This window comes from Maribellus sp. CM-23 (assembly GCF_021354595.1).
GTDB lineage: Bacteria > Bacteroidota > Bacteroidia > Bacteroidales > Prolixibacteraceae > Draconibacterium.
This window is the reverse complement of the sequence record NZ_JADWYJ010000002.1, coordinates 477,159-501,191: the sequence shown is the minus strand read 5'-3', so window position 1 is coordinate 501,191 and position 24,033 is coordinate 477,159. Positions and strand designations below refer to the sequence as shown.

The following is a 24,033-nucleotide window of genomic DNA, read 5'->3' as shown; positions in this document are numbered from 1 at the left end:
ATTCATTTCCGGTGCGTTTGCGAACACTATTTTTTTGATACTCAAATGTGCCGGTAATAAAACAAGGAGCAATAACATGACGAAGAACAAGAAGTGGTGGAAGGTGTCAGTACCTGTATTGTTGGTGGGGAATGTAGTTCTGATTTTGATGCTGCTGGGATCGGCACGCCCCGAAGAACCCAAGGATGCCTCTAAAAGAGAAGTACGTTTCGAAGCGGTGGAAATCCCCGAAAAGGCAAGTTTTGCCGGAGAATCTTTGCCACTCGATCGTTTTTATGTGAAAGAGGCACTCGACCGCGAATTGCTTTCCAATGCCTATTTTCATTCGCAAACGATCCGCTTAATCAAACTGGCCCCCCGTTATTTCCCGATCATTGAGCCCATTTTAAAAGAAGAAGGAATTCACGACGATTTTAAATACCTGGCGGTGGCCGAAAGTGGTTTCAATCCGCGGGCCATTTCCCCAGCCAGTGCCGCGGGTTTTTGGCAGTTTATGAAAGGAACAGCCGGCGACTATGGTTTGGAAGTAAACAGCGAGGTGGACGAACGCTACCACATCGAAAAAGCTACGCGTGCCGCCTGCGATTACCTGAAAGATGCCTACGAGAAGTTTGGCAGCTGGACCCTGGTGGCGGCATCGTATAATCGAGGAATGACAGGTGTGCAGCGACAAATGGACATTCAGCGGCAGGATGATTATTACGACTTGCTGATTACCACCGAAACTGCACGTTATGTTTATCGTATTATGGCGCTGAAACTGATCCTCGAAAATCCGGAGAAATACAATTTTTATGTGGCCGACAAAGACAAATATCCGGTGATCCCGACGAAACAAGTGGAGATTACAGGATCGGTAGCCAATTTTGCCGACTACGCAAAAGAACAAGGATTGAGTTACAAGGTGTTCAAAGATTTTAATCCCTGGCTACGCGAAAATACGTTGACCTATTCCGGCAAAAAAAGATATTGGGTAGAAATACCCCAGTTGTAGAGTTTGTTGTTCCATCCGGAAATAACAAACCGGCGAAGATTTGAGAAGAAAATGACCGAAAAAGTAAATGCAAATACCGAAGTTCAGTTAGCTGAGCTTGAATCGGAAGATAAAATTATTGTACACGGTGCGCGGGTTCACAACCTGAAGAATGTCGATGTAGAAATTCCGCGCAATAAGCTCACCGTGATTACCGGCTTGAGCGGAAGTGGTAAATCGTCGCTTGCTTTCGATACCATTTATGCCGAAGGCCAGCGCCGCTACATTGAAACGTTTTCAGCTTACGCCCGTTCGTTTCTCGGAAACATGGAGCGCCCCGATGTGGACAAGATCACGGGATTGAGCCCGGTTATTTCCATCGAGCAGAAAGTGACCACCCGCAACCCGCGTTCAACGGTGGGAACGGTTACCGAGGTGTATGATTTTTTGCGTTTGCTATATGCCCGCGCCGGTGAAGCCTATTCATACAACACGGGCGAGAAAATGGTGAAGTACACCGAAGAGAAGATCATTCAGCTGATAAAAACCGATTTTGCGGGCAAGCGCATTCATATTCTGGCGCCTGTAGTAAAAGGAAGAAAAGGACATTACCGCGAGTTGTTTGAGTCGATTTTGCGCAAAGGATTTTTAACTGCCCGTGTGGATGGTGAGTTGACAGAGATTCGTCACAACCACAAAGTGGATCGTTATAAAAACCACTTTATCGAGATTCTGATCGATAAGCTGGTGGTGGACGAAGCTTCCACAAAACGGTTAAAAGACAGCATTCAGACCGCCTTGAAACACGGTCATGGAGTGCTGATGATCCTTAATAACGACACCAACGAAGCCAAGTATTACAGCCGTTTGCTGATGTGTCCCAGCACCGGGATTTCTTACGCAGAGCCGGCACCGCATAATTTCTCGTTTAACTCGCCTCAGGGGGCCTGTCCGAAATGTAACGGACTGGGGCGTATCACCGAGATTGACATGGACAAGGTGATCCCTGATAAAAATCTGAGCATTGGTAAAGGTGGGATCGCCCCGTTGGGAGCCTATAAAAATTCGCTTATTTTCTGGCAGATCGAGGCTTTGGGAGAGAAATTTGATTTCGACCTGAAAACTCCGATGAAAGATATTTCGGAAGAGGGGATCGATGCCGTTTTATATGGTTCGAACGAACGTATTCAGCTAAAAAATACACCGCTCGGAAACAGTCTGAATTACATGATGACCTACGAAGGGGTGATCAAGTACATCGACGGGCAGCGCGAAGAAAATACTTCGAAAACAGCTCAAAAGTGGGCCAACCAGTTTGTGAAGAAAATCGAATGTCCCGAGTGTCACGGGCGGCGGTTGAAAAAGGAATCGCTGCATTTCAAGATCGATGGGAAAAATATTTCGGAACTGGCGCAGATGGATCTGGATGAACTCGGAACCTGGCTTGATGGTTTGGAAGACCGGGTTACCGAACGTCAGCGAATGATCGGTACCGAAGTGATCAAGGAAATTCGCGACCGCCTCGGATTTATGCTGGGTGTTGGACTGAATTACCTGTCGCTCGACCGCACCGCACAAAGTCTCTCGGGAGGAGAATCGCAACGCATCCGCCTGGCTACGCAAATTGGTTCGCAACTGGTAAATGTTTTGTACATCCTCGACGAACCCAGCATTGGCTTGCATCACCGCGATAACCTGAAACTTATCCAGGCGCTCGAACAACTGCGTGATACCGGAAACTCGGTGATTGTGGTGGAACACGACAAAGATACCATGATGCACGCCGATCACCTGATCGACATGGGGCCGATGGCCGGGCGACACGGTGGTGAAATTGTGGCTGCCGGAAAACCACAGGATGTGCTGAAGGCCAAAACACTTACTGCTGATTACCTGAACGATCGGCGAAAAATCGATATTCCGGCTGAGCGGAGAAATGGAAAAGCAGACAAACTCAAGATATTTGGATGTTCAGGGAACAACCTGCAAAATGTGGATTTGGAAATCCCTCTCGGAAAATTTATTTGTGTGACCGGAGTTTCGGGAAGCGGAAAATCAACGCTGATCAACGAAACCTTGCAGCCCATTTTGAGCCAGCATTTTTACAAAAGCGTAAAAGATCCGCTGGCCTACAAAAAAGTGGAAGGGCTGAAACTGATTGACAAAGTGATCCGAGTAGACCAGTCGCCGATCGGACGCACACCGCGCTCCAACCCGGTTACTTACACCAATGTTTTTTCGGATATCCGGAACCTGTTTGCGCAGCTTCCCGAATCAAAGATCAGGGGCTACAAACCCGGGCGTTTTTCATTTAACGTAAAAGGTGGCCGTTGTGAAGAGTGCCAGGGTGGGGGACTCAAACTTATCGAGATGAATTTCCTGCCCGATGTGTATGTGCATTGCGACAAATGCAACGGCAAACGCTACAACCGCGAAACGCTGGAAGTGCGCTACAAGGGAAAATCCATCAGCGATGTGCTGGATATGACGATCAACCAGGGCGTGGAATTTTTTGAGAGTATTCCGTCGATTTCCACCAAGTTGGAAACCTTGAAGGAAGTGGGACTGGGATACATCACGCTGGGCCAGTCTTCGACAACGCTTTCGGGAGGAGAGTCGCAACGTGTGAAACTGGCCTCGGAACTGGCCAAGCGCGACACCGGGAAAACATTGTACATCCTTGATGAACCCACCACCGGGCTGCATTTTGAGGACATCCGTGTGTTGCTCGAAGTGCTGAATAAACTGGTGGAAAAGGGAAATACAGTCATTGTAATTGAGCACAACCTGGATGTGATAAAAGTAGCCGACCACATCATCGATTTGGGGCCTGAAGGCGGAAAACACGGCGGACGAATCCTTTGCACCGGAACACCCGAAGAAGTGGCCTTAAACAAAGAATCGCACACCGCTAAATTTCTGAAGCAGGAACTGGGCATCTAGATTCTTGATCCCGGATGCTTGATTTTGTTTTAAGAGTTTATTTTCCCTTCAAATGTATCTATGAATTTGTCGAGTTCGTCTCCGAATACTGTCTTTGCATGTTCATAGCTTTGATCACCAAAAAATGCAATAAATTTTTCTTGGCCGAATTTATCGATCAAAGCTTTAACAAATAAACCCGATAGCGGATAAGTCAGTTCTGTTGGGTAGGCTCCCCAATTTGACCAGATTTCTTTGATGGCTACTTTTTTACTGTTTGCTTTTAGCCAGCCTTTTACGATTTTTTCTTTATCATGGGTCGTCTGATCGAAACATACTGCTGTTCCTTCGTTTATCAACCCCGTTTTCGCCAGCATGGTGGTTGAATAGTTTGAAATAACATGCGTCATTTCATGTCCTTTTGTTTGTTGGTAGTGAGAATGTACAACGGAAAATTCAGGCTTTGCAAAACCTAAATTGGCTTTCAGAACACTTTTCGCATCTTCTTTTGATTCCCAAACAAAAAAGTCAATCTTTTTGGGTAAGGCGCTATTAAAAAAGCCGTTTATTTTGGTAAAAGCCTTTTCTCTTACCGAAGTATATATCGCAATATCTTCGTCATCCATCTTCTGAAAATGGAAACGAAAATGTTCCGTTTCAACAATTTTCCAACTATTATAGAACTCATTGTATCCCAAACGTAAAGACTTGCCGTATGCGTCGTTTGTAGCATTTTTTGTTGCATTAAGCTTTATACATTCATTTAGATATTTTTCGGCTTCCTCATATTTTTGCAACATAAAATAGCAAGTTCCGAGATAGTTATACGCCCAGGCTTTTCGCCACGAATTATCAGTGTCGTTTTCTGTCGTTGTAAGAAGATAGGGAACGGCATTCTGATAGTCGGATTTGTCTGCATAGGCCCGGCCGATTATTAAATTTAAATCAGCGTTGTTGGGATCGTTGTTGAGAAGTGGCTTCGCTTTTTCGATAGCTGATTCAAAATCACGTGCGCCATAAAGCTTCCACAAATCGGAGATTGCGTTGTTTTGTCCAAAAGCAATTAAACTAAGCAGAACAAAAATAGGTGTGATAATAGTTTTCATATTGATTGTTGTTTAGTTCGGGATTATTTATTCTTTTGTCCAGATTCTGGTATTCAGGTTCATCTCGTTAATAATCACCGAAATGGTGTTAAACTGGTAATACATTTGTTCAATGTCGGAATAACGTACACCCGATCGGTATAAACGCGGTTCAAATAAATCTCTAGTAAACGACATGGCTACGTATACCCTGGTGCCCACAAACGAAAGATATATTTCGGTATTAAATCGTTTCCGGATGTTTAAGATCGCCTCCATTATTTTGGGCGTTAAAATATACCGGGCCTCAACCTGGTCGTCGGAATACACCACAAAATACTTTTCAAACTCGTTGTTCTCAAGTTTTATCAATTGTCCTCTCGAAGCATCTCGTTGCAGTTTTTGTCCCCATTTCCCAAAAAGTCTTTCAGCCAGATCGGGAAGTACAAATGTCTCGCCTTTAATTTCCTTGTTGAAATCGGCATGAACAAACAGGCCTTTAAAAATCGTATGCCACTGTTCCGAGCGACGTCCTTTGCTGTCGACCGACACGGTTTTGTACTGGGTATGCAACTCCGACAAGCGAAAATCGGTTTTATCGATGACGCCGCTAATCAGGTCGTCGCCGTTGTAGCGGTCCCAGCGTCGGGGAAAAAGACCGCTTTCCACGTATTCGTTCTCACTAATGCACGACTCGGGATGGTACTGCCAGTCGGGATCAATGCATTCAATAATTTTCCGGACCACATTGTTTTTAAACGCCTGTTTATAGCTATCGTGTTTGCGAATTGCCGACCAGAAAGACACAAACGCCAAAATGGCAATGGACAAACCGGTAACAAAGGCCCAGCTACTTCCCTGGCCAAGTATGAAAGACGCGGCTCCGAGCAAAAGAATCAATACGGACAGAAGGAAGCGTTTTACGACTTCTTTTCTTGTTGATTCGAGCGACTGTAACGCGGGACTGAGTTTTGAATGATAGATTTCTTGCAAACTGTCTGCTGACTTCATCTATCCCTGCTTAAACATTTTGCTGACATCTACATTTTCTCTTTCGGCTTCTGAGATAACAAATACTTCTTTGCGTTTCATTCCCATCATTCCCGCAACAATACTGTTTGGAAATACCTGTATGCCGTTGTTGTAATCGGTTACTACCGCATTGAAAGTTCGGCGGGCGGCCGATATCTGTGATTCGACTTCGTTTAACGACCTTTGAAGAAATATAAAATTCTCGTTGGCTTTTAGTTCGGGATAATTTTCAACCGAGATCAGCATATTTTTGATCGCGCCCGATATTTGGTTGTCAAGAGAGATTTTCTCGTCCACCGACAAATCAGGTTTTAAAGCCGAAGCTCTTAAGGCGGTGAGTTTACTTAACAGTTCTTTCTCGTGTTGGGCATACTCTTTTACCGAGGCAACCAGGTTCGGGATTAAATCGTAGCGCTTTTTGAGCTGCACATCCATTCCGCCAAAAGCATTGTCAACTTCGTTTCTGCGTCTGATCAATCCGTTGTAAATGCTGATGAAAATGAGCGATAAAATCACCAGTGCAGCAATCAAAATAAGTAATGTTGTATTCATGTTTATTATTGTTATGTCTGTCAGTATTGCCGAATCCAGTCTGTATGTTTCGGTTCCTTCTAAGATTTTATTTCTTTTTTAAGATATAATGTTCAGCCAGTGAACCGGTAATGGCGTTGCCGTTTATGTCCAAATGTATCAATATATTTTCACCTACCCGGTATAAATGTTTTTCGTCCTCATTTTCCAGTATCACAATTCCGCCCGATTCATCCCATTCAAACTGACCTTTCGTATCGAATTTGCTTTCTTTTTCTCCCTTTAAATAGATTTCAGATTTAGAGAAAGTATGGTTGCTGTTCAAAGTAATCGTTGTTTTTATTCCTTCGCAATCTGCACATGGCAAAACGCCTTCGTAAATACCTGCCCAATCCAGCGAAATTTTGCTGTTGTGCGCAGGATCCGGGTTTACTTGCTCTGTACTGACAGAAGTTTGCTGTTCTTCGCTGGTTCCTTTTTTTGAGCTTGCATTGTTGCAGGAAAAAACCATTAAGGCCAGGGAACCTAAAACTAAAATCTTAAATTTTCTCATTTTTTGTTTAATATAATATTGTGCGATTTAAATACTAAATATGTTAAGTGGCGAGCGGTAGTATGCAAATTGTCTGCCAGTTTTAGCAAGAACCCTGGGTTTACCCGTTTCTTATTGATTTTACAACGTATGCTGTGCCACTTTGTTCTGCGGATGGGCTCCATAAATAATTATAAAATCCAAGGGAGTGAGATCCCCTGGATTAAGTTTGTTCATTATATCCCTGAAGGCCATCCAGGTATCTGATATTTTTAATTTTCAATAACGAACTTATAATTTATTCGTGTTGAGTGATGCGCAACCCGGTACGAAGTTTTTGTTACCGCTTAACTTTAAAATGTGTAGCCAATGCCGAGTTGCAGGCCCCATTCAGTTAATTTCTGCGGATAATCTTCTTTCGTAAATGGAATAAGAGCATGTCTTTTAAAATTGGGGTTAAGAAAGATCAGGAAACGATCAAAATGATATTTCGCGCCTATGCCAAGGCTGTAGCCGATCCCGGATTGCGAGTCAAAAGACGCGTCAGAAAGTTGAAAATCAATCAAGGGCCCGCCATTCACAAAAAAATACTTGCCAAAGGTATAGTTGGCGAGTATGGGAATCGATAGAAGATTCAGGTTTTCGAAATGAGAATTTACGGGTGTTCCGGTGAAGGCCGGAGTAATTTCAACCCGGCTGTGCAGGTAGTTTATTCCGGTTTCGATACCAAAGCGCTCGGTAAGCTTGTTCAGGTATTTGAACCCAAACTCATACGTGTTGTCATTGTCGTAACCTGGGGCTCCGTTTAAATCCTTATTCACGAGTATTTTGCTGTGAGCAATTCCGTAATAAACTTTTAATTCATTGGCATTTTGAGAAAAGGCCTGGGCGCTGACAAGCAGCATTGTAATCAGTGTTAAAAGGTGTCTCATTTTTTGGAGATTTATTTTAGTTTTTCACCCAATAAAGATACCTTTTTTAGCCACTTATCTCTGAATTTGTCACTCGAACTTTTGATGGGGGAGATGTAGGTTACCTTAACCGGGGTGATTCCACAGAATTGCAGCGTGCCTTTTTTGAATTGGTTAATCGCCGGCCGTCTTAAATACAGGTGGTCGTACCACGAGGGAGTGTCGGAGGTGATGATTATCCGCGAGGTTTTTCCCTTTAACAGTTTCTTGGGTAGTGGCTTCCCTTCTACGGGTTGGAAAGTGATGCCCGGTAAAAAGGTCCGGTCGATAAATCCTTTCATCAATGCGGGGTATCCGCTCCACCACATCGGAAACACCCAAACAATGTGCTGTGCCGCTTTTATTTTTTCGATGGCATCTTGCAAATCGGGTTCGAGGTCTGTTCTTTTTCTGTAGCCAAACTTTAGGTTGGGGTTAAAGTCGAGATCGCCAATATTGAGCGTGGTGACCGACGAATTTGTTTTGGCAGCCCCCGTTTGGTAGGCCTCTGCCAGTGAATGATTAAAGCTTTGTTTATCGGGGTGTCCGTTAATAATTAATACCTGACTCATACTTTTTTTCAGCAAAAGAAGGCATTGCGGGGCTGCGGGGAAAGGACATTTGTCTAATTCGCAACCGACTTTCGTAATCGGCTTAAGTGACGTTGTGTTATGCCCAGGTACGATGCCAGGTAATTTAACGGAATCAACTTCAGGTATTCCGGATAATTGGCCAGCAAATTTTTGTATCGTTGTTCTGCGTTTTCTCTTTGCAATAGGAAAATCCTTTTCTCGAGGTTGATGTATTCCCGCTCAGCCATTATCTTCATCATTTTCATCCAGTTTGAGCTGGTATTTTCCAACTGTTCAACTGCTTTCTTCGAAAGCGTCATCATTTCTACATCAGCCAGGGCCTGGATGTTTTCTTCGGTAGCGGTTTGTGTAATAAACGATGAATAAGCCGTAATAAAGGAATGGTTGAACATCAAACAGTAAGTCACCTCCTCGCCCGAAGAGGACAGGTAAAACGACCGGAAAAAACCGGAGGAAACAAAAGCCACTTCCTTACAAACCGATCCTGCTTTGATAAAAAAGTCGCCTTTTTTCAGCGTTTTTGGTTGAAGCTGGTTTTCCAGTAACTCCAGGTCTTCTGCGCTAAGTATGTTGAACGATTTGAAATACTCTTTTATCATTTTCGGCCTTTTTATGTTGCAAAGATTAGGATTTGAATTGAACCCAAAGACTTTTGAGCTTTATTTTTTCGATAAAGGTTAAAACACGTCTTTATTTTATTTGACGAGTTTGGGGCTGGAAGTAAGCAAATATAATGCTAAAAAAGCACGAAGCCCGTAGTCTGGATTCCAGATTACGGGCTTCTGTGTAGCTATGTTTGTTGTTTTTCTATCGTTGTCGACTATTGCTTTTCGTGGGCAAGAACCTGTTTGTCTCCGAGCAAGCGGGCTTTCAGTATATTGTAGTCCAGCGAATGTACATCGGTTTCGTTTTCGATGGCCAAAGCGGCGGCGGTGGCAGCCGACTGTCCCAGGATCATAAAAACCGGTTCCATGCGGATGGAGCCAAATGCGATGTGGGTTGAGCTCACACAAACCGGAACCAGCAGGTTGTTGCATTCTCCTTTTTTGGGGATGATGGAACGGTAGCTGATCGGGTAGGGAGGGAAGCCGTGGGCTTCAACGTTACCTTCGTTCTGAACATACCTATTGGCATCTACATAGCGCTGCACCTGGTGCGAATCCATTCCGTATGCTGCCAGGCTCACCGGGTCGTCGGCTACTTTTAGTCCTTCGCAATCGTGCTGGCTCATCACATAGTCGCTGAGCATGCGGCGTGCTTCGCGAATGTACAACTGCTGTTGCCAGCCGTCTTCGCGTTCGTATTCATCTTTACAGGTTCCCCATTGCGAAACCACTTCTCTTACTTTTTCCGGAATGCGCGGATGGTAAGCGAGGGTCCACATCAGCCCCTGCTGGTAACTGCGGTGGCGGTCAATTATTCTTTCGCGTTCTTCGTAGCTGGCCTCCGGGTAGTCGTGGTTTTGTCCGATAAAATCGGTGGAAAAGCCTTTCTGATTGTTGGTGTCGGTTTTGCGGTTGGGCATAGCCGAGTTGATCCACGGCACCAATTTGTCGCCATACGGGTACATTTCCTCGATGGGGCCTTGTGCGGCTTCGTAATTCCGGAAAAGAAGTTCGTATTCCAGTTCGTTGTAATCGTCAGGCTTCCGGAAAGGGATCCGGTTCTCGGGGTGGTCGGTCAGGGTCATACGGAAACAGTATGCCTGGATGCCTTTATCTCCCTGTCCGTCGATTCCGGGGCCGCCTTCCACAATAAAAGGAAGCAGACCACTCGAAGGGTCTCCTTTTACGACGTAAGGATCAACACCGTCGATAAAATTATGGTGAACACTATTCAGCGAAACTTTGCGACCAAGTGTTATGCTGTAATCGTTGGCCTGAACACCGTTGAGGGTTTCGCCGTATTCCTTGTTCGATTCGCGTCCGTAAGTGTAAGTTACACCCGCTGTTGCCAGTAAATCGCCTTCGTAAGTAGCATCGATAAACATTTTCCCGCGGTATTTCTGACCGCTTTCCATCTCAATTTCAACGATTTTTTGTCCCTGCTTTTTTACGCCGTTTTCGCGGTTTAGCCGCTGTTTGTAAACGACATCAATCTTTTCGGGAGCCATCATTTGTTCGTACACTTTTACGGCTGCCGACGGCTCGAATGTCCACATGGCATCTTCTCCTTGTTTGTTCCTGCTTTGCTTGTATTCTTCGGGTTTCTGCCATTTCCAGTTTTCCGGTTGGGCATAATACTGCTTTATGTTCCTGTAAAATTCGCGCGAAATACCGCCAATGGCTTGTTTGTTGCCAATATCGGTGGCGCCCAATCCTCCGGTGGTTAATCCTCCCAGCCGGTTTGATTGCTCAATGATCAGCACCGATTTTCCCATTCGTGAACTTTGAATGGCGGCGGCAATTCCGGCTGAAGTACCGCCATAGATTATAATATCGTAGGAGGCGTTTTGTGCCTGTCCGTTCAGCATAAACAGCATTGAAAAAATGCTTGCAAGGACGGTTGTTAAGAAAGTTTTTATTGAAAACATACTATTTATTTAAGATTTGTACAAAGTTTAGTTCGCTAAAGTGCTCTGGTTTTATGCCTTAAGGGTGAGCCTTCGTGCCGTTAAAATAGAAAAAGTTTTAGGATCATAAAAAGCTTGTTTTTTGACTTGTTGAATTTAACAAAATTGTAAGTAAGAGCAAGACGGGTTGATCAAAATAGGAGCTGTGCCGGAAGCTGACAGCCCGATATTTGATGCCTGTGCGGCGCCTGTGTTTTTCCGAATGTCAGATTCCTAAAGCTTTCGGAAAACCCTTCAATCTTATACAATTGTAAAAAAATGAGCTTGGCGTGGAAGTATGAATTATTCGGAAACGGCTTTTAGCCCGACAATCGATGCTATGAGGGTGGTGAGAAAAAGCAGCCTTAAAAATGTGGTTGGCTCTTTGAACACAAAAATTCCCACCAATACGGTTCCAACCGCACCAATTCCGGTCCATACGGCGTAGGCAGTCCCGATGGGTAAGGTTTGCGTGGCTTTTATTAAAAGACTCATGCTTATGGTAAGTGCGACCAGGAATCCGGCGTACCACAGGTACATTTCGGTACCGGATGTTTCTTTCGCTTTTCCCAGGCAAAAGGCAAACGCGACCTCAAACAGCCCTGCCACAGTTAATATGATCCAGTTCATTTTCTTCCTTGTGTTTTTGTTGCTGACTACGGGTGCCGCAAAACAAAAAACAGTGGTTTACGTCCCGTTTGTCCGGGTTGAAAGATAGGTATTTTTTGAAAACTCTTTCGGGTATTGATTTCAGGGTACTTTGGAGGTACTCCCACCCACTTCTGAAGTACCCCTCCCCACTTCAGAGGCCCGCGTTTGGGCTTCGGAGGCCCAACGTTGAGGCTTAATTGTTAAAATCCGGGGTAAAAAGGCTCTCGTTTGAGGCTCCGAGGTTCAAATTAGTTCTTCTGAGGTTCAAATTAGTTTCTTTGAAGCCCAAAGCAGTACTTCGAAGGACCCGAGGCACTATAAAAGTCACTACAATTTATCATTAGCTCGCTACCCTCAGCCTTAGCCTTTTCCATAAGCTATCTTTCGTACTCGATGGTGTACTTGCCGCTTTTTAGAGCAATGCTTTTGTTGCTCAACAGCTCTTTGGTGAGACCGTTAAAGCGGTATTCCTGGGTGCAGGTAGGGAAGGCGACTTCAGCTTCCACTCCCACCGGAATTTCGATGGTCATTTCCATTGTTTCGTCTTTCAGTTCCCAGTTTACCGCGAGTTTTCCATAGGGCGTTTCCCTGAATGTTTTGGCCCAGTTTACCCCGTCCGGAACCTGGGGCTGAATGCGTACTTTTTGCCAGGCAGGAGCATCATCCACCGGATGGATTCCCCCAATGGCCTGGTAGAACCACGAACCTGTTCCGTTGTAGCAATTGTGAATGTGGCTTCGCGCACCGTCCCAGTGTTCCCAGGTAGTGGTGGCCCCGTTGTCGAGCATGTACAGGTAGCTGGGGTAGCCGCGTTGCTTCATCATCGAGTACATCAGGTCGGGAGCCTGGTATTTAACTGCCCATTCGGTCAGCACCGGAAGTCCCACCAACCCGCAGGCAAAATGTCCCTGGCGTACCACATTGGTTTCGTGGTAAAGCGCCTGCGTAACATCTTTCTTTTTGTCAGCAGGTACTGCACCGGCAAGCATGGGGTAGGCAATATCGATCTGTGTTCCCGTTCCGTAAGTATTGTCAGTTTCGTGAAAATACACTTCGTGGATGCGTTTCTGAAGCTGCTCCTTTTGTGCAGCATATTGTTGTTCGTCTTCCGGCTCTCCGAGTACGCGGGCAATTTTCTCCATATTGTCGAAACACACGGCTATAAACGAGTTGTTTATCACATCAACGGAAGCTTCGGCGGTTTGATCGATGCCAGCGGGGGTTGCCCAGTCGCCCAGGTACCAGTTTCGGTAGTCGTTGTTGGGCCAGGGTTTCAGCAAGCCATCAACGCTGTACTTGTTGACATATTCGAGCCATTTCTGCATCACCGGATAGTATTTTTCCAGTACCAGTGTGTCGCCGTAATTCAGGTAGGTATTCCACGAGGCGGTGATAATAAAACCGCACCAGTAAGGCCCGCCGCCTGCGCGGTAAGGGTTGGGAGCTGTGTGCGGCATTCCGCCGTCTTCGCGGATAACATCGGCCCAGGCTTGCAGCCAGTTGTTGTAGAGTGGTGCAAGGTTGTACATGGTTTGCGCCGTTACGGTAGATGCATTGCCGTCGCCGCCGTATCCCAGGCGTTCGAGCTGAGGACAGTCGACCAGGTCGCCGCCAATGCTCAAGCATTGCAGGGTGTAATGCTGCATGTTGTGAATCGAATTCAGATCCGGATCGGAGCATTCAAACCCGGAGGCCTCCTCAAAATCAGTGCGGACAGGGTAGGCGCAGATTGAATCGGCCGAAGGCATTTCCTCAAGTCCGGTTACACGCACATACCGAAATCCGTGGTAATCAAATTTATTGATGAAAACTTCGGGTGCAGTACCCGATGCAATATAGCGGTCGTATTGATTGCGGTCGTTGAATTTTCCCTCTTTCGTAAGATGATCGCAATAGCCCATCGTTATTTCCTGCCCGGGTTTTAGCTCGCTAAAATGAAGTTCGAGCCAGCCGGTGAGGTTGGTACCCATGTCAACCAGGAAAGTATCTTTCGAGATTTGTAAAATGGCAGCCGGTTTTATCGTGTTCTGAATGGTGTTGAACTCCACCGTTTGCGGACTTACCGAATGTGCGGGTACCTCAACAAGCGATACAGCTTTCCATTCCCGTTCAGGATGATTCAGCAGCAGATCGCTTTTGGCCAGGTTTCCATCCACAATTTCGCCCCCAAACTGATGGGGCATCCAGTTGCCATGCCGGGTGTAACTGCTTTTTCTTCCAAGCCATGTCGTGTCGGTGGCCAGGACAAGCTGACTTTGGTTTCCGGCTGTTTTCTCGAGTTGCGCCCGAACCACCGGGCCATCGTTTACCACTCCGGGAAGTCCGGTGGTGTACCAGCCGCTGCCCAGCCAAAGCAATAAGTCGTTTGCCCCTTTTTTTACCAGGTCAGAAACATCGTAAGTATTGATCAGTGAGCGTTTATTGAATTGCGAAACGGCCGGGCTGAGCACTCCCTCTTCTACTTTTTCTCCGTTCAGATACACTTCGTGATAGCCAAGTGAATTAACGTGCAAAAGGTATTTGGAGCCGGTTTCATCTATATGAAACGATTTGTACAGTTGAGGACATTCGCGGTAACCGGCGTCGGTGTTAAAGGCAATGTAGCTGGCCTGCCAGTCTTTGGGCGAAAGCAACCCGATTCCAAACGATGCCGGCTTGCTCCACTCCGAAACATTTCCATGATTGTCCCAAACACGAACTTTCCATACAGCACTGCTTCCCGGGTTTAATTTTTTGCCCTGGTAAGCCACCAAAACACTGGATGATGACTCGTGTTCCCCTGAATCCCATAGATCGGCTTTCCCTTCGTGCAACAGCGAAGCATCACTTGCCACCAGAAGCTGAAAAGCCTTTTGCTCCGTAACGTTTTTGTTGCTTTCGATCTTCCAGCTAAAACGCGGAGTGTCTTTGTCGATCGCGGCAGGATTGTGCAGGTTTTCGCACCGGAGGTCGTATAAATGAATGCTGTGGTTTTTATGACACGCGCCAAGGGTTAGGCACAGACAAAGGAGGATTATCAGGTTCTTTCGGTTCATTGGTGTAAGTCTTAAAAGCTGTAAATGTAGCATCAATTTGTGTAAACAGACAGTAAAAAGCTATTAATAGGGAAGAAAAGTGGTAAGGGTAAGGTGCTTAGCTCCCGGTTTTGGAAGAGCGGGATTTAAAGCCCGATTTCAGTTCTCCTGTACCGGGTCCGAAGTCATAAGTTTTAGTTACTTTTGGTTGCTAAAACCGAGAGCTATGAAGGAAATAGAAATATTCTGTAAAAATACCAATGCTTTTCATTCTTACCCTATGGGAACATCGTTGCTCGAAATCAGCCACGATTTGAACATAAAACTGGAGCACCGGGTGTGTGGCGCCATTGTGAACAATAAAGTGCGTGAACTCTCTTTTTGTGTAGTAAAACCCAAGCAGGTTGAGTTTATCGATGTCACGCACATGGATGGTACCCGCCTGTATATCCGCAGTCTGATTTTTGTGATGTATGCGGCCGTGAAGGAGGTTTTTCCGCATGTAAATTTCCGGGTGCAAAACGGCATATCGAATGGCTACTTTTGCGAACTGCAAGGGCTGGAGCGCGAAATCAATGAGTCGGATCTGTTTGCCATCAGGCAGGAAATGGAGGCGATAATTGCGGCCGACCTGCCTTTTGTAAAAAGAGGGATTGTTACCACTGAAGCTGTTGATCAGCTGATGAAACAGGGGTTGGAAGAAAAGGCACAGTTGTTTGAACAACAGGGGCAGCTTTACACGCAGCTTTACTTTTTAAAAGACCTGGCCAACTATTTTTATGGGCACCTGCTTCCGTCAACCGGTTACATTTCCGGATTCGGATTGGTAAAATATTATGATGGAATTTTGTTACAGATCCCGCACCGCAAGCATTTCGAGCGGCTCCGGAAGGTGTTTTACAACGAAAAGCTTTATGATATTTTCCAGGAACAGAAAGACTGGGCCGAAATCATTAACGTGTCAACGGTCGGAAACCTGAATGATCACACACTTGCCGGGAAAGGCGGCGATGTGATCAAAATATCGGAAGCCCTTCACGAAAAGAAAATAGCAGAGATCGCCAATATGATTTCCTCGCGCAACGGCGATGTGAAAGTGGTGCTGGTAGCCGGTCCTTCGGCTTCAGGGAAAACCACATTCAGCAAACGTTTGGGCGTACAGCTGGCGGTAAACGGTTTGCGTCCGCACCAGATTTCGCTCGACGACTATTTTGTAGACCGCGAGCATACGCCACGCGACGAAAACGGAGAATACGATTTTGAAGCGCTGGAAGCGGTCGATATACCGTTCTTTAACCAGCAGCTGATTGAGTTGTTTGAAGGCAAAGAGGTTCGTTTGCCGCTTTTCGATTTCCACCTCGGACGCAGAGCCGAAAACGGGAAAAAGCTGCAACTGGGGCGCGGCGATATTCTGATCGTGGAAGGAATTCACGGTATGAATCCAGGTTTGCTGACACAGGTGAAAGAAAAGAATACGTTTAAGATCTTCATTTCGGCGCTGACCCAGATTTCGATGGATGAACATACCCATATTTCAACGGCCGACAACCGCCTGATCCGTCGTTTGATCCGCGACAGTAAATACCGGGGCTATCCGGCGGCAGCCACCATTAAACGCTGGCCCTCGGTGCGAAAAGGGGAGGAGCGGAATATTTTTCCTTACCAGGAAAATGCGGATGTGATGTTTAACTCGGCAACGCTTTACGAACTGGCAGTATTGAAAAAGTACGCCGAGCCAATTTTGAAAACCGTACTCGAAAACCAGTGCGAATACACGGAGTCGTCGCGTTTGCTTGAGTTCCTTTCTTATTTCAAACAGATCAACGACGACGAAATTCCACCCACTTCGCTTCTTCGCGAATTCTTAGGAGGCAGTAGCTTTGCCTATTAAGCGAATTTAAAGAACAGGTTTCGTAAAAAACAAGAGCTTAATCCGAAAGATAATTTTACCGGTTGGGGACTACTTTCCCCTTCCGGTTTAACATGCCTGTAATTTTGTTCATTTGTTCGTTTTCATGATATAAATCATGCTTGTTCTACCCTTATTTTCAGGCGCATTTTAAAATTTATTCATATTCATTCTTTTTAAACTTTTTACAGGATATTGACGGTATATCTTTACTATTTTTGCACCGTTTTTTTATGGAATTGGTTCCTCAAAAATAGATTTAGATGATTAAGAAAGGTATTTATGTAACAAACACCGAGAAGCATTCAGGCCGATCGGTGGTGGCGCTGGGAATCATGAATTTGCTTCTTTCCCGTTCGGGGAAGGTTGGTTATTTCAGACCGATCATCAGCGACTATCCCACAGGAGTGAGGGATAATCACATTGAAACAATGATCTCATATTTCAACCTGAACATCGACTACAAGGAAACTTACGGGTTTACCATGTCGCAGGTAGTGAAATACAAGAACATGGGGCAGGAAAGCCGTTTGATCGACAAGATCATCGAGCACTATAAGGAGTTGGAGAGCAAGTACGATGTGGTGCTGGTAGAAGGCTCTGATTTTTCGGGGAAAGGCGTTTCCTTTGAAGTGGACCTGAACACGGAAATTGCGAAAAACCTGTCGATCCCGACCATTCTTGTCAGTTCGGCTCACAACAAGGATCTAAAAGATGCTGTTTCGAACCTCGACCTGGTGGTAAAAACATTTGCTGACAAGGACGTACCGGTGCAGGCTATTGTTATGAACCGTGTTCCGGAAGAACATTGCGAGGAAGTTGCGGAAGAACTGAAACAGGTGGTTCCGGCGGATACAACCATCGAGATTATCCCGGAAGTAACCCGTTTAAGCAGCCCAACCATTCACGAGATTTATGATAAGATTGGCGGCGAAATTCTGTTGGGTGAGAATCTGCTAAGCAAACAGGCCGATCATTTTGATGTGGGAGCCATGCAGTTGCGCAACTACCTGGATCGCGTACGGGAAAACAGCCTGATCATTACTCCCGGCGACCGTGCCGATATTTTAATGGGAGCTTTTCAGGCCAATGCCTCGACCAATTATCCGTCGATTGCGGGAATTGTACTTACCGGAGGACTTCGCCCCGAACCACCCATAATGAAGCTGATTGACGGACTGCCGAACCCGGTGCCAATCATCCTCGTTGACGACGTTACTTTTGTGGCGGCCAGCAAAATTGCGAATATCAGACCGGGAATTCGTCCGGGAGACACACGAAAAATCGAGCTCAGCGTTGCCACTTTTGATAAATACATTGATACCGAATCGCTGCTAAACAAATTTGCCAATTTCAAAAGCAGTATTGTTACTCCGCGCATGTTCCAGTACAACCTGGTTTCAAAAGCAAAATCGAATAAAAAACACATTGTATTGCCCGAAGGAACCGACCCGCGTATTCTTGCTGCGGCTGTTCATTTGGTTGAACAAAATGTGGTGGACATTACGCTTTTGGGAAGACGCGATGAGGTTCTGGCTAAGGCCGACCAGCTTGGTTTGGTGCTGAACGAAGAAGAGATCACGATCATTGATCCGAATACTTCGGAATTGTATGAAGACTACTGGCGGACTTATTTCGAACTGAGGAAACACAAAAATATTCCGGAAGACATGGCCCGCGATGCCCTGCTCGACGTGTCGTTCTTTGGTACCATGATGGTGTACAAGGGAGATGCCGACGGTATGGTTTCGGGTGCAGCCCACACAACGGCGCACACTATTATTCCGGCGCTTCAGTTTGTAAAAACCCGTCCGGGAGTTTCTACCGTTTCGTCTTGTTTCTTTATGTGTCTCGACGATCATGTTTCGGTAATGGGCGACTGTGCGGTTAACGTGAATCCAACGGCTGATCAGTTGGCTGAGATTGCTGTTTCATCGGCAGAGTCGGCCATCGCATTTGGCATCGATCCCAAAGTTGCCTTGCTTTCTTACTCTTCAGGAACATCGGGAACCGGTGCCGAAGTGGACAAAGTGCGCGCAGCTACCGAAAAAGCCAAAGCCTTGCGTCCCGACCTTAAAATTGAAGGCCCGATCCAGTACGATGCCGCTGTTGACCCAAGCGTAGGCAGCAGTAAAATGCCGAATTCGGAAGTGGCCGGACAAGCAAATGTATTGGTATTCCCCGATTTGAATACCGGGAACAATACTTACAAAGCCGTTCAGCGTGAAACCGGTGCACTGGCCATTGGCCCGATGTTACAGGGTTTGAACAAACCGGTGAACGATTTAAGCCGCGGCTGTACAGTAGACGATATTTTTAATACGGTAGTGCTTACTGCTATTCAGGCTCAGGAAGGAATTTAATCAAATAATTCCTCGTGGCTTGCCGCGAGGTTTCCTTGTATTCTCCCCTGAATTTCAGGGGAGATGTCATCCGTTAACCAGCGGATGACTGAGGGGTAAAAATAAATTGCAAATGTTAGGCTAAGACGAGTTCCGCCTTAACCTTATTGAGTAAACAAAATAAGAAATGAATATTTTAGTAATTAACGCCGGTAGTTCATCCATTAAATATCAGCTGATTGATATGGATACAGAACTTCCGTTGGCGAGCGGGTTGGTTGAAAGAATTGGCCTGGAAGAAGGAGTAGTGAAATACAAAACCTTTGTAAACGGAGAGAAGAAGGAACTGAAGGAAACGTTTCCGATTCCCAACCATACAGTAGGTTTGAAAAGGGTAGCCGAATTACTTACCGATGAAAAAGTGGGGGTAGTCAGCGATCCGTCAGAAATTCAGGCGGTAGGTCACCGTTTGGTACACGGCGGAGAAGCTTTCACCAAAACCGTGGAAATTACCGAAGCGGTAAAAGCGAAAGTAAAAGAACTGTTCCCGCTGGCTCCGCTGCACAACCCGGCCAACCTGATTGGTGTGGAAGTGGCAGAGACCGTTTTCCCAAATGCCAAACAGGTAGGTGTTTTTGACACGGCTTTTCATCAGACTATTCCTGAAAAAGCGTTCCGTTATGCCATTCCGGTTGAATTTTACAAGGAAATGGGAATTCGTAAATACGGTTTCCACGGAACTTCGCACAAATTTGTTTCGGAAAAAGCAGCAGAATACCTGGGAAATAAAGATGCAAAAATCATTACCATTCACTTGGGTAACGGCGCTTCTATGGCAGCAGTAAACGGAGGTGTTTGTGTAGATACCACCATGGGGATGGGACCGCTTTGCGGATTGATTATGGGAACGCGTTCGGGCGATATCGACCCGGCCATTATTTTCTTTTTGGCAGAACAGAAAGGTTACTCGGTAAACGAGATTTCAAACCTGCTGAACAAGGAAAGCGGTATGAAAGGTTTAACCGGCCAAACCGACATGCGCGATGTGGAAAAATTGCTGGATGAAGGGGATGAAAACGCCATTCTTGCCTGTGATATGTACGCTTACCGCATCAAACAGTTTATTGGTAGCTATGCAGCCATTATGAACGGTGTGGATGCGATTGTGTTTACAGCCGGTATCGGTGAAAACAAAACGTCTATCCGCAAGCTGGTTTGCGAAGATATGGCTTACCTTGGCATTGAGTGGGACGAAGTAAAAGACAAGAACCGTACAGACGGCGTACATGAAATCAACACCGACAATGCAAAAACAAAGGTGCTGATTATCCCAACCAACGAAGAGCTGGAGATTGCCAGGCAAACGCTGGAGGTGGTCAAATAGTAATTTCAGAGAAGAATATTCAAGAGCGGCAGGTTATTCCTGCCGCTCTTTTTCGCTCAACAGTCAGTCAGGCGCGCAAGGAAAAATTCGCGAGGTTTTCGTGAATCGTGTAAAATGTTGATATTTGGGCTTTCAAAATAAAACAGAGATAAATGGTAAATAAAAATATTCCTGCCGTACTGGGTATTGGCAATGCACTGGTAGATGTAATTTCGGTGATAAAAGATGATTCGCTGCTGCAGAAATTTAACCTGCCCCGGGGCAGTATGACGCTTGTTAATGCAGAGCGTTCGCAGCAGATTTATGCGGCTACTTTTTCCGAAAGCAGTAAGCTGACCACCGGCGGTTCGGTGGCCAACACCATGCGTTCGCTGGCGAATATGGGCGGAAATGGCGGCTACATGGGAAAAGTGGGGCGCGATAAACTGGGCGATCTTTTCAAAGATGATTTTGAAAGACGCGGACTCCGTACGCACCTGACCTACAGCGAAAGTGGCACCGGCCGTGTAATGGCGCTGGTTAGTCCCGATTCGGAACGAACCATGGCAACCTACCTGGGAGCGGCTTCGGAGTTGCAGGCCTACGACTATATGCCCGGTTTGTTTAATGGCTACAAATACCTGTACATGGAAGGTTACCTGGTTTTTAACCACGATCTGATCAAAGCAGGTGTTGAAAAAGCAAAAGCTGCCGGACTGAAAGTAGCCATTGACCTTTCGAGCTTTAATGTGGTAGAAGCCAATCTTGAGTTTTTGAAAGACCTCATTAAAAACAATGTAGATATAGTAATTGCCAACGAAGAGGAAGCGCGGTCGTTTACCGGTCTCGAACCCGAAGCGGCATTGCACGAGATTGCAAAAGACTGCGAGCTGGCCATCGTAAAAGTGGGCAAGGAAGGTTCGCTGATCAAGCACGGTGATGTGGTAACGCGCATTGGCATCGTTCCTGCCAAAGCATTGGATACTACCGGCGCCGGAGATGCGTACGCTGCCGGTTTCTTTTACGGACTTACCAACGGCTATTCCATGGCAGTTAGCGGAAAAATTGCCGCCCTGGTTTCAGGGAAAGTGGTGGAAGTAATGGGACCTAATTTACCTGATCATCAGTGGCCCGAAGTAATGGCTGAGATCAATAAAATTGTGGCTGAAGATTAGAGCTTAGTGCTCGGTGTTCAGTCACAGTTGGCAGTAGAAAGTGCTCGGGTAACTTTGAACAGATTCCTCTCTTTGATCGCAATGACAGATTTTGGCGGAGAAGTGAAAGAATTTTTTTATAAGTAGTTCTTTAACCTGACAACAGTGCAAAAAAATAACCAATCGTAGCAACGGTTGGTTATTTTTTTATATGATTCGGCTATTCCTAACTCAAAGCTTGAAGCTCGTGGCTCGCAGCTAAAACAATCCATGAATTTGTGCATCGATGCGGTCGATCACATAACTCAGGTCTTCCGGATTGGTAGTGAAATCAAGGTCATCCACATTGATCACCAGTAATTTTCCCATTTTATACCCGTTGATCCAGGCTTCGTAGCGATCGTTCAACTGTTTAAGATAGTCGAGGCGGATAGAGTTTTCGTACTCCCTGCCACGTTTCTGAATCTGGTTTACCAGCGTGGGTATCGAAGCACGAAGGTAAATCAGCAGATCTGGCGGCTGAATAAGGCTCACCATCAGGTCGAACAGCGTTTTGTAGTTGTTAAAATCGCGGGTACTCATTAAACCCATGGCATGCAGGTTGGGCGCGAAAATCTCGGCATCTTCATAAATGGTCCGGTCCTGGATAATGGTTTTTCCCGATTTCCGGATATCAATGATTTGCTGGAAGCGTGAATTCAGAAAGTAAATCTGAAGATTGAACGACCAGCGTTGCATATCATTGTAAAAATCGTTCAGATACGGATTCTCATCCACATCTTCGTAGTGAGGGGTCCATTTATAGTGTTTCGCCAGTAGTTCGCTCAGTGTTGTCTTACCGGCGCCGATATTTCCTGCAATTGCTATGTGCATGGTAAAATTTTGATTTGAAATTCTAAATTATAAAAAAATCAGGTTATTTCTCTAAGATCTTTAAAAGATCATCGAGATATTTGCGGTCGTTCGATAAGCGGGGAATTTTGTTTTGCCCGCCAATCTTACCGCGTTGTTTCATCCAGTTGTAGAACGTTCCTTTGGGCGCCTCTATTACATGGGGCATCTCCAAAGTCAAATTTTTGTGCCTTTTGGCTTCATAATCAGAGTTCAGCGTTTTTAGCGTGTTGTCCAGGATCCGGGTAAAATGATCCAGCTCGTCAGGCGGCGTCACAAACTCGATGATCCACTGATGGGCGCCTTTTTGGTTGTCGCCGATAAAAATAGGCCCAGCCGTATATTCGTTTATAACGGCTCCGGTGTGCTGACAGGCCACTTTTAATGCTTGTTCTGCATTGTCGATGATCACTTCTTCGCCAAAAGCATTGATGAAATGCTTGGTACGCCCGGTAATTTTTATTTTGAACGGGTATTTACACGTAAATTTTATGGTGTCGCCAATCACATAACGCCACAATCCCGCACTGGTTGAAATAACCATGGCGTAGTTTTCATTCAGCTCCACCTCTTCCAGCCCCAGCACCTGCGGATTTTCTTTCCCGAATTCCGACATAGGGATAAACTCATAGAAAATACCGTAGTCGAGCATCAGCAACATGTCGTCCTGGTGTTCGTTAGTCTGAATTCCAAAAAATCCTTCCGACGCATTATAGGTTTCAATGTAATGCATCTGCGGACTGGGAATCAGTTTTTGATATTGCTCGCGGTAGGGGTCAAATTTAACTCCTCCGTGGGTGAATACCTCCAGGTTGGGCCAAACTTCGAGGAGGTTTGACTTGCCTGTTTTTTCGAGCACCCGCTTAAAAAGTACCAGGTACCACGACGGAACCCCCGCAAAAGCCGTTACGTTTTCTTCCAGCGCTGTTTCAATGATCTTCTCAATCTTCTCCTCAAACTCTTCTATCAGGGCAATTTCGGTGGTGGGTGTGCGTAAAAAATCGGACCAAAAAGGTACGTTTTCGAGCATAATGGCCGAAAGGTCGCCGTAATAGGAATTGTTGCTGAAATTGTTTACGCGGTGGCTCCCACCCAGTGTCAGCACTTTGCCTTTGAGCACCTTTGTGTCAGGGTGTGTTTTCATGTACAGGTAAAACACATCTCTGGGGCCTTTCAGGTGGCATTCTTCCAGGGCTTCGCGGGTTACCGGAATAAACTTGCTTTTGTCGCTGGTTGTTCCTGACGACTTGGCAAACCACTTGGTTTCGCCTGGCCACAACAAATCGCGTTCGCCATTGCGCATGCGTTCCACGTACGGCTTTATCTGGTTGTAGTCCTGCAGCGGTATGTTATTCTGGTATTCCTGTAACGAATTTATTTTTTCGTAGTTATGCAGCTTTCCCCATTCGGTGTCCTTCGCAGCAGCCAACAGGTTGAAGAGCACTTCGTTCTGAATTTCGAGTGGATATTCGCTGTAATACTGTATTTCATCACTTCTGCGCGTCGTGATCCATCTTATGACTGAATTTAAAATGGCCAT

18 protein-coding genes are annotated in these 24,033 nt (G+C 45.8%); 6 read left to right on the top strand and 12 right to left on the bottom strand.

Going from position 1 to position 24,033, the window contains the following annotated elements; all coding sequences use genetic code 11:
* Positions 1-76 precede the first annotated feature (76 nt).
* The gene (locus INQ51_RS09465; protein WP_233377728.1) at positions 77-994 is read left to right on the top strand and encodes a lytic transglycosylase domain-containing protein; all 918 of its coding nucleotides are present in this window, start codon (positions 77-79) and stop codon (positions 992-994) included.
* A 51-nt stretch (positions 995-1,045) separates the two neighbouring features.
* On the top strand, positions 1,046-3,916 hold the full coding sequence (gene uvrA / locus INQ51_RS09460) for an excinuclease ABC subunit UvrA (RefSeq protein ID WP_233377727.1): 2,871 nt from the start codon (positions 1,046-1,048) through the stop codon (positions 3,914-3,916).
* 29 nt (positions 3,917-3,945) lie between these two features.
* Here the strand turns inward: uvrA and INQ51_RS09455 are convergent, their stop codons facing one another.
* The 10 genes from INQ51_RS09455 to INQ51_RS09410 form a co-directional block, all read right to left on the bottom strand.
* Entirely contained in the window at positions 3,946-5,001 is a 1,056-nt protein-coding gene (locus INQ51_RS09455; RefSeq protein ID WP_233377726.1) for a tetratricopeptide repeat protein, read from the bottom strand.
* A gap of 27 nt (positions 5,002-5,028) precedes the next feature.
* Positions 5,029-5,991, bottom strand: coding sequence for a DUF3137 domain-containing protein (locus tag INQ51_RS09450; protein ID WP_233377725.1), 963 nt, complete (start codon positions 5,989-5,991; stop codon positions 5,029-5,031).
* Entirely contained in the window at positions 5,992-6,564 is a 573-nt protein-coding gene (locus INQ51_RS09445; protein WP_233377724.1) for a LemA family protein, read from the bottom strand. It abuts the gene before it with no gap.
* 67 nt (positions 6,565-6,631) lie between these two features.
* A complete protein-coding gene (locus INQ51_RS09440) occupies positions 6,632-7,096 on the bottom strand; it encodes a copper resistance protein NlpE (protein WP_233377723.1) in 465 nt (154 codons plus the stop codon).
* Positions 7,097-7,428: 332 nt separating this feature from the next.
* Positions 7,429-8,007 (bottom strand): outer membrane beta-barrel protein, encoded by a 579-nt coding sequence (locus INQ51_RS09435; protein ID WP_233377722.1) that lies wholly within the window; start codon positions 8,005-8,007, stop codon positions 7,429-7,431.
* Between the two features lie 11 nt (positions 8,008-8,018).
* The gene (locus tag INQ51_RS09430; protein ID WP_233377721.1) at positions 8,019-8,597 is read right to left on the bottom strand and encodes an NAD(P)H-dependent oxidoreductase; all 579 of its coding nucleotides are present in this window, start codon (positions 8,595-8,597) and stop codon (positions 8,019-8,021) included.
* A gap of 53 nt (positions 8,598-8,650) precedes the next feature.
* Positions 8,651-9,217, bottom strand: a complete 567-nt coding sequence (locus tag INQ51_RS09425) for a Crp/Fnr family transcriptional regulator (RefSeq protein WP_233377720.1) — start codon at positions 9,215-9,217, stop codon at positions 8,651-8,653.
* A gap of 221 nt (positions 9,218-9,438) precedes the next feature.
* A complete protein-coding gene (locus INQ51_RS09420; RefSeq protein ID WP_233377719.1) occupies positions 9,439-11,151 on the bottom strand; it encodes an FAD-dependent oxidoreductase in 1,713 nt (570 codons plus the stop codon).
* Positions 11,152-11,472: 321 nt separating this feature from the next.
* Complete coding sequence (locus INQ51_RS09415) at positions 11,473-11,799, bottom strand: DMT family transporter (RefSeq protein ID WP_233377718.1); 327 nt, start codon at positions 11,797-11,799, stop codon at positions 11,473-11,475.
* 398 nt (positions 11,800-12,197) lie between these two features.
* The gene (locus INQ51_RS09410; RefSeq protein ID WP_233377717.1) at positions 12,198-14,855 is read right to left on the bottom strand and encodes an alpha-L-rhamnosidase; all 2,658 of its coding nucleotides are present in this window, start codon (positions 14,853-14,855) and stop codon (positions 12,198-12,200) included.
* A gap of 205 nt (positions 14,856-15,060) precedes the next feature.
* Between INQ51_RS09410 and INQ51_RS09405 the strand changes: the two genes are divergently transcribed.
* The 4 genes from INQ51_RS09405 (at position 15,061) to INQ51_RS09390 (ending at position 21,623) form a co-directional block, all read left to right on the top strand.
* Positions 15,061-16,725 carry a nucleoside kinase gene (locus tag INQ51_RS09405; RefSeq protein ID WP_233377716.1) on the top strand — a complete coding sequence of 555 codons (1,665 nt, stop codon included), beginning with the start codon at positions 15,061-15,063 and terminating at the stop codon, positions 16,723-16,725.
* A 281-nt stretch (positions 16,726-17,006) separates the two neighbouring features.
* Positions 17,007-19,106 (top strand): phosphate acetyltransferase, encoded by a 2,100-nt coding sequence (pta, locus tag INQ51_RS09400; protein WP_233377715.1) that lies wholly within the window; start codon positions 17,007-17,009, stop codon positions 19,104-19,106.
* Positions 19,107-19,272: 166 nt separating this feature from the next.
* Positions 19,273-20,469: an acetate/propionate family kinase gene (locus INQ51_RS09395; protein WP_233377714.1), complete on the top strand. Its 1,197-nt coding sequence runs from the start codon at positions 19,273-19,275 to the stop codon at positions 20,467-20,469.
* 152 nt (positions 20,470-20,621) lie between these two features.
* Positions 20,622-21,623, top strand: a complete 1,002-nt coding sequence (locus tag INQ51_RS09390) for an adenosine kinase (protein WP_233377713.1) — start codon at positions 20,622-20,624, stop codon at positions 21,621-21,623.
* A 237-nt stretch (positions 21,624-21,860) separates the two neighbouring features.
* Here INQ51_RS09390 and INQ51_RS09385 read toward each other — a convergent pair whose 3' ends face one another.
* Both INQ51_RS09385 and INQ51_RS09380 read right to left on the bottom strand, forming a co-directional pair.
* Positions 21,861-22,475, bottom strand: coding sequence for a deoxynucleoside kinase (locus INQ51_RS09385; protein ID WP_119440245.1), 615 nt, complete (start codon positions 22,473-22,475; stop codon positions 21,861-21,863).
* Positions 22,476-22,518: 43 nt separating this feature from the next.
* Positions 22,519-24,033: a GH3 auxin-responsive promoter family protein gene (locus tag INQ51_RS09380; protein ID WP_233377712.1), complete on the bottom strand. Its 1,515-nt coding sequence runs from the start codon at positions 24,031-24,033 to the stop codon at positions 22,519-22,521.

What these genes read in the sequence shown, in the direction of transcription:
- INQ51_RS09380 (WP_233377712.1), bottom strand. Translation starts at nt 24,033, where the DNA reads ATGGCCATTTTAAATTCAGTCATAAGATGGATCACGACGCGCAGAAGT.
- INQ51_RS09425 (WP_233377720.1), bottom strand. Translation starts at nt 9,217, where the DNA reads ATGATAAAAGAGTATTTCAAATCGTTCAACATACTTAGCGCAGAAGAC.
- INQ51_RS09410 (WP_233377717.1), bottom strand. Translation starts at nt 14,855, where the DNA reads ATGAACCGAAAGAACCTGATAATCCTCCTTTGTCTGTGCCTAACCCTT.
- INQ51_RS09430 (WP_233377721.1), bottom strand. Translation starts at nt 8,597, where the DNA reads ATGAGTCAGGTATTAATTATTAACGGACACCCCGATAAACAAAGCTTT.
- INQ51_RS09440 (WP_233377723.1), bottom strand. Translation starts at nt 7,096, where the DNA reads ATGAGAAAATTTAAGATTTTAGTTTTAGGTTCCCTGGCCTTAATGGTT.
- INQ51_RS09390 (WP_233377713.1), top strand. Translation starts at nt 20,622, where the DNA reads ATGGTAAATAAAAATATTCCTGCCGTACTGGGTATTGGCAATGCACTG.
- uvrA (WP_233377727.1), top strand. Translation starts at nt 1,046, where the DNA reads ATGACCGAAAAAGTAAATGCAAATACCGAAGTTCAGTTAGCTGAGCTT.
- INQ51_RS09445 (WP_233377724.1), bottom strand. Translation starts at nt 6,564, where the DNA reads ATGAATACAACATTACTTATTTTGATTGCTGCACTGGTGATTTTATCG.
- INQ51_RS09455 (WP_233377726.1), bottom strand. Translation starts at nt 5,001, where the DNA reads ATGAAAACTATTATCACACCTATTTTTGTTCTGCTTAGTTTAATTGCT.
- pta (WP_233377715.1), top strand. Translation starts at nt 17,007, where the DNA reads ATGATTAAGAAAGGTATTTATGTAACAAACACCGAGAAGCATTCAGGC.
- INQ51_RS09385 (WP_119440245.1), bottom strand. Translation starts at nt 22,475, where the DNA reads ATGCACATAGCAATTGCAGGAAATATCGGCGCCGGTAAGACAACACTG.
- INQ51_RS09395 (WP_233377714.1), top strand. Translation starts at nt 19,273, where the DNA reads ATGAATATTTTAGTAATTAACGCCGGTAGTTCATCCATTAAATATCAG.
- INQ51_RS09435 (WP_233377722.1), bottom strand. Translation starts at nt 8,007, where the DNA reads ATGAGACACCTTTTAACACTGATTACAATGCTGCTTGTCAGCGCCCAG.
- INQ51_RS09405 (WP_233377716.1), top strand. Translation starts at nt 15,061, where the DNA reads ATGAAGGAAATAGAAATATTCTGTAAAAATACCAATGCTTTTCATTCT.
- INQ51_RS09450 (WP_233377725.1), bottom strand. Translation starts at nt 5,991, where the DNA reads ATGAAGTCAGCAGACAGTTTGCAAGAAATCTATCATTCAAAACTCAGT.
- INQ51_RS09415 (WP_233377718.1), bottom strand. Translation starts at nt 11,799, where the DNA reads ATGAACTGGATCATATTAACTGTGGCAGGGCTGTTTGAGGTCGCGTTT.
- INQ51_RS09465 (WP_233377728.1), top strand. Translation starts at nt 77, where the DNA reads ATGACGAAGAACAAGAAGTGGTGGAAGGTGTCAGTACCTGTATTGTTG.
- INQ51_RS09420 (WP_233377719.1), bottom strand. Translation starts at nt 11,151, where the DNA reads ATGTTTTCAATAAAAACTTTCTTAACAACCGTCCTTGCAAGCATTTTT.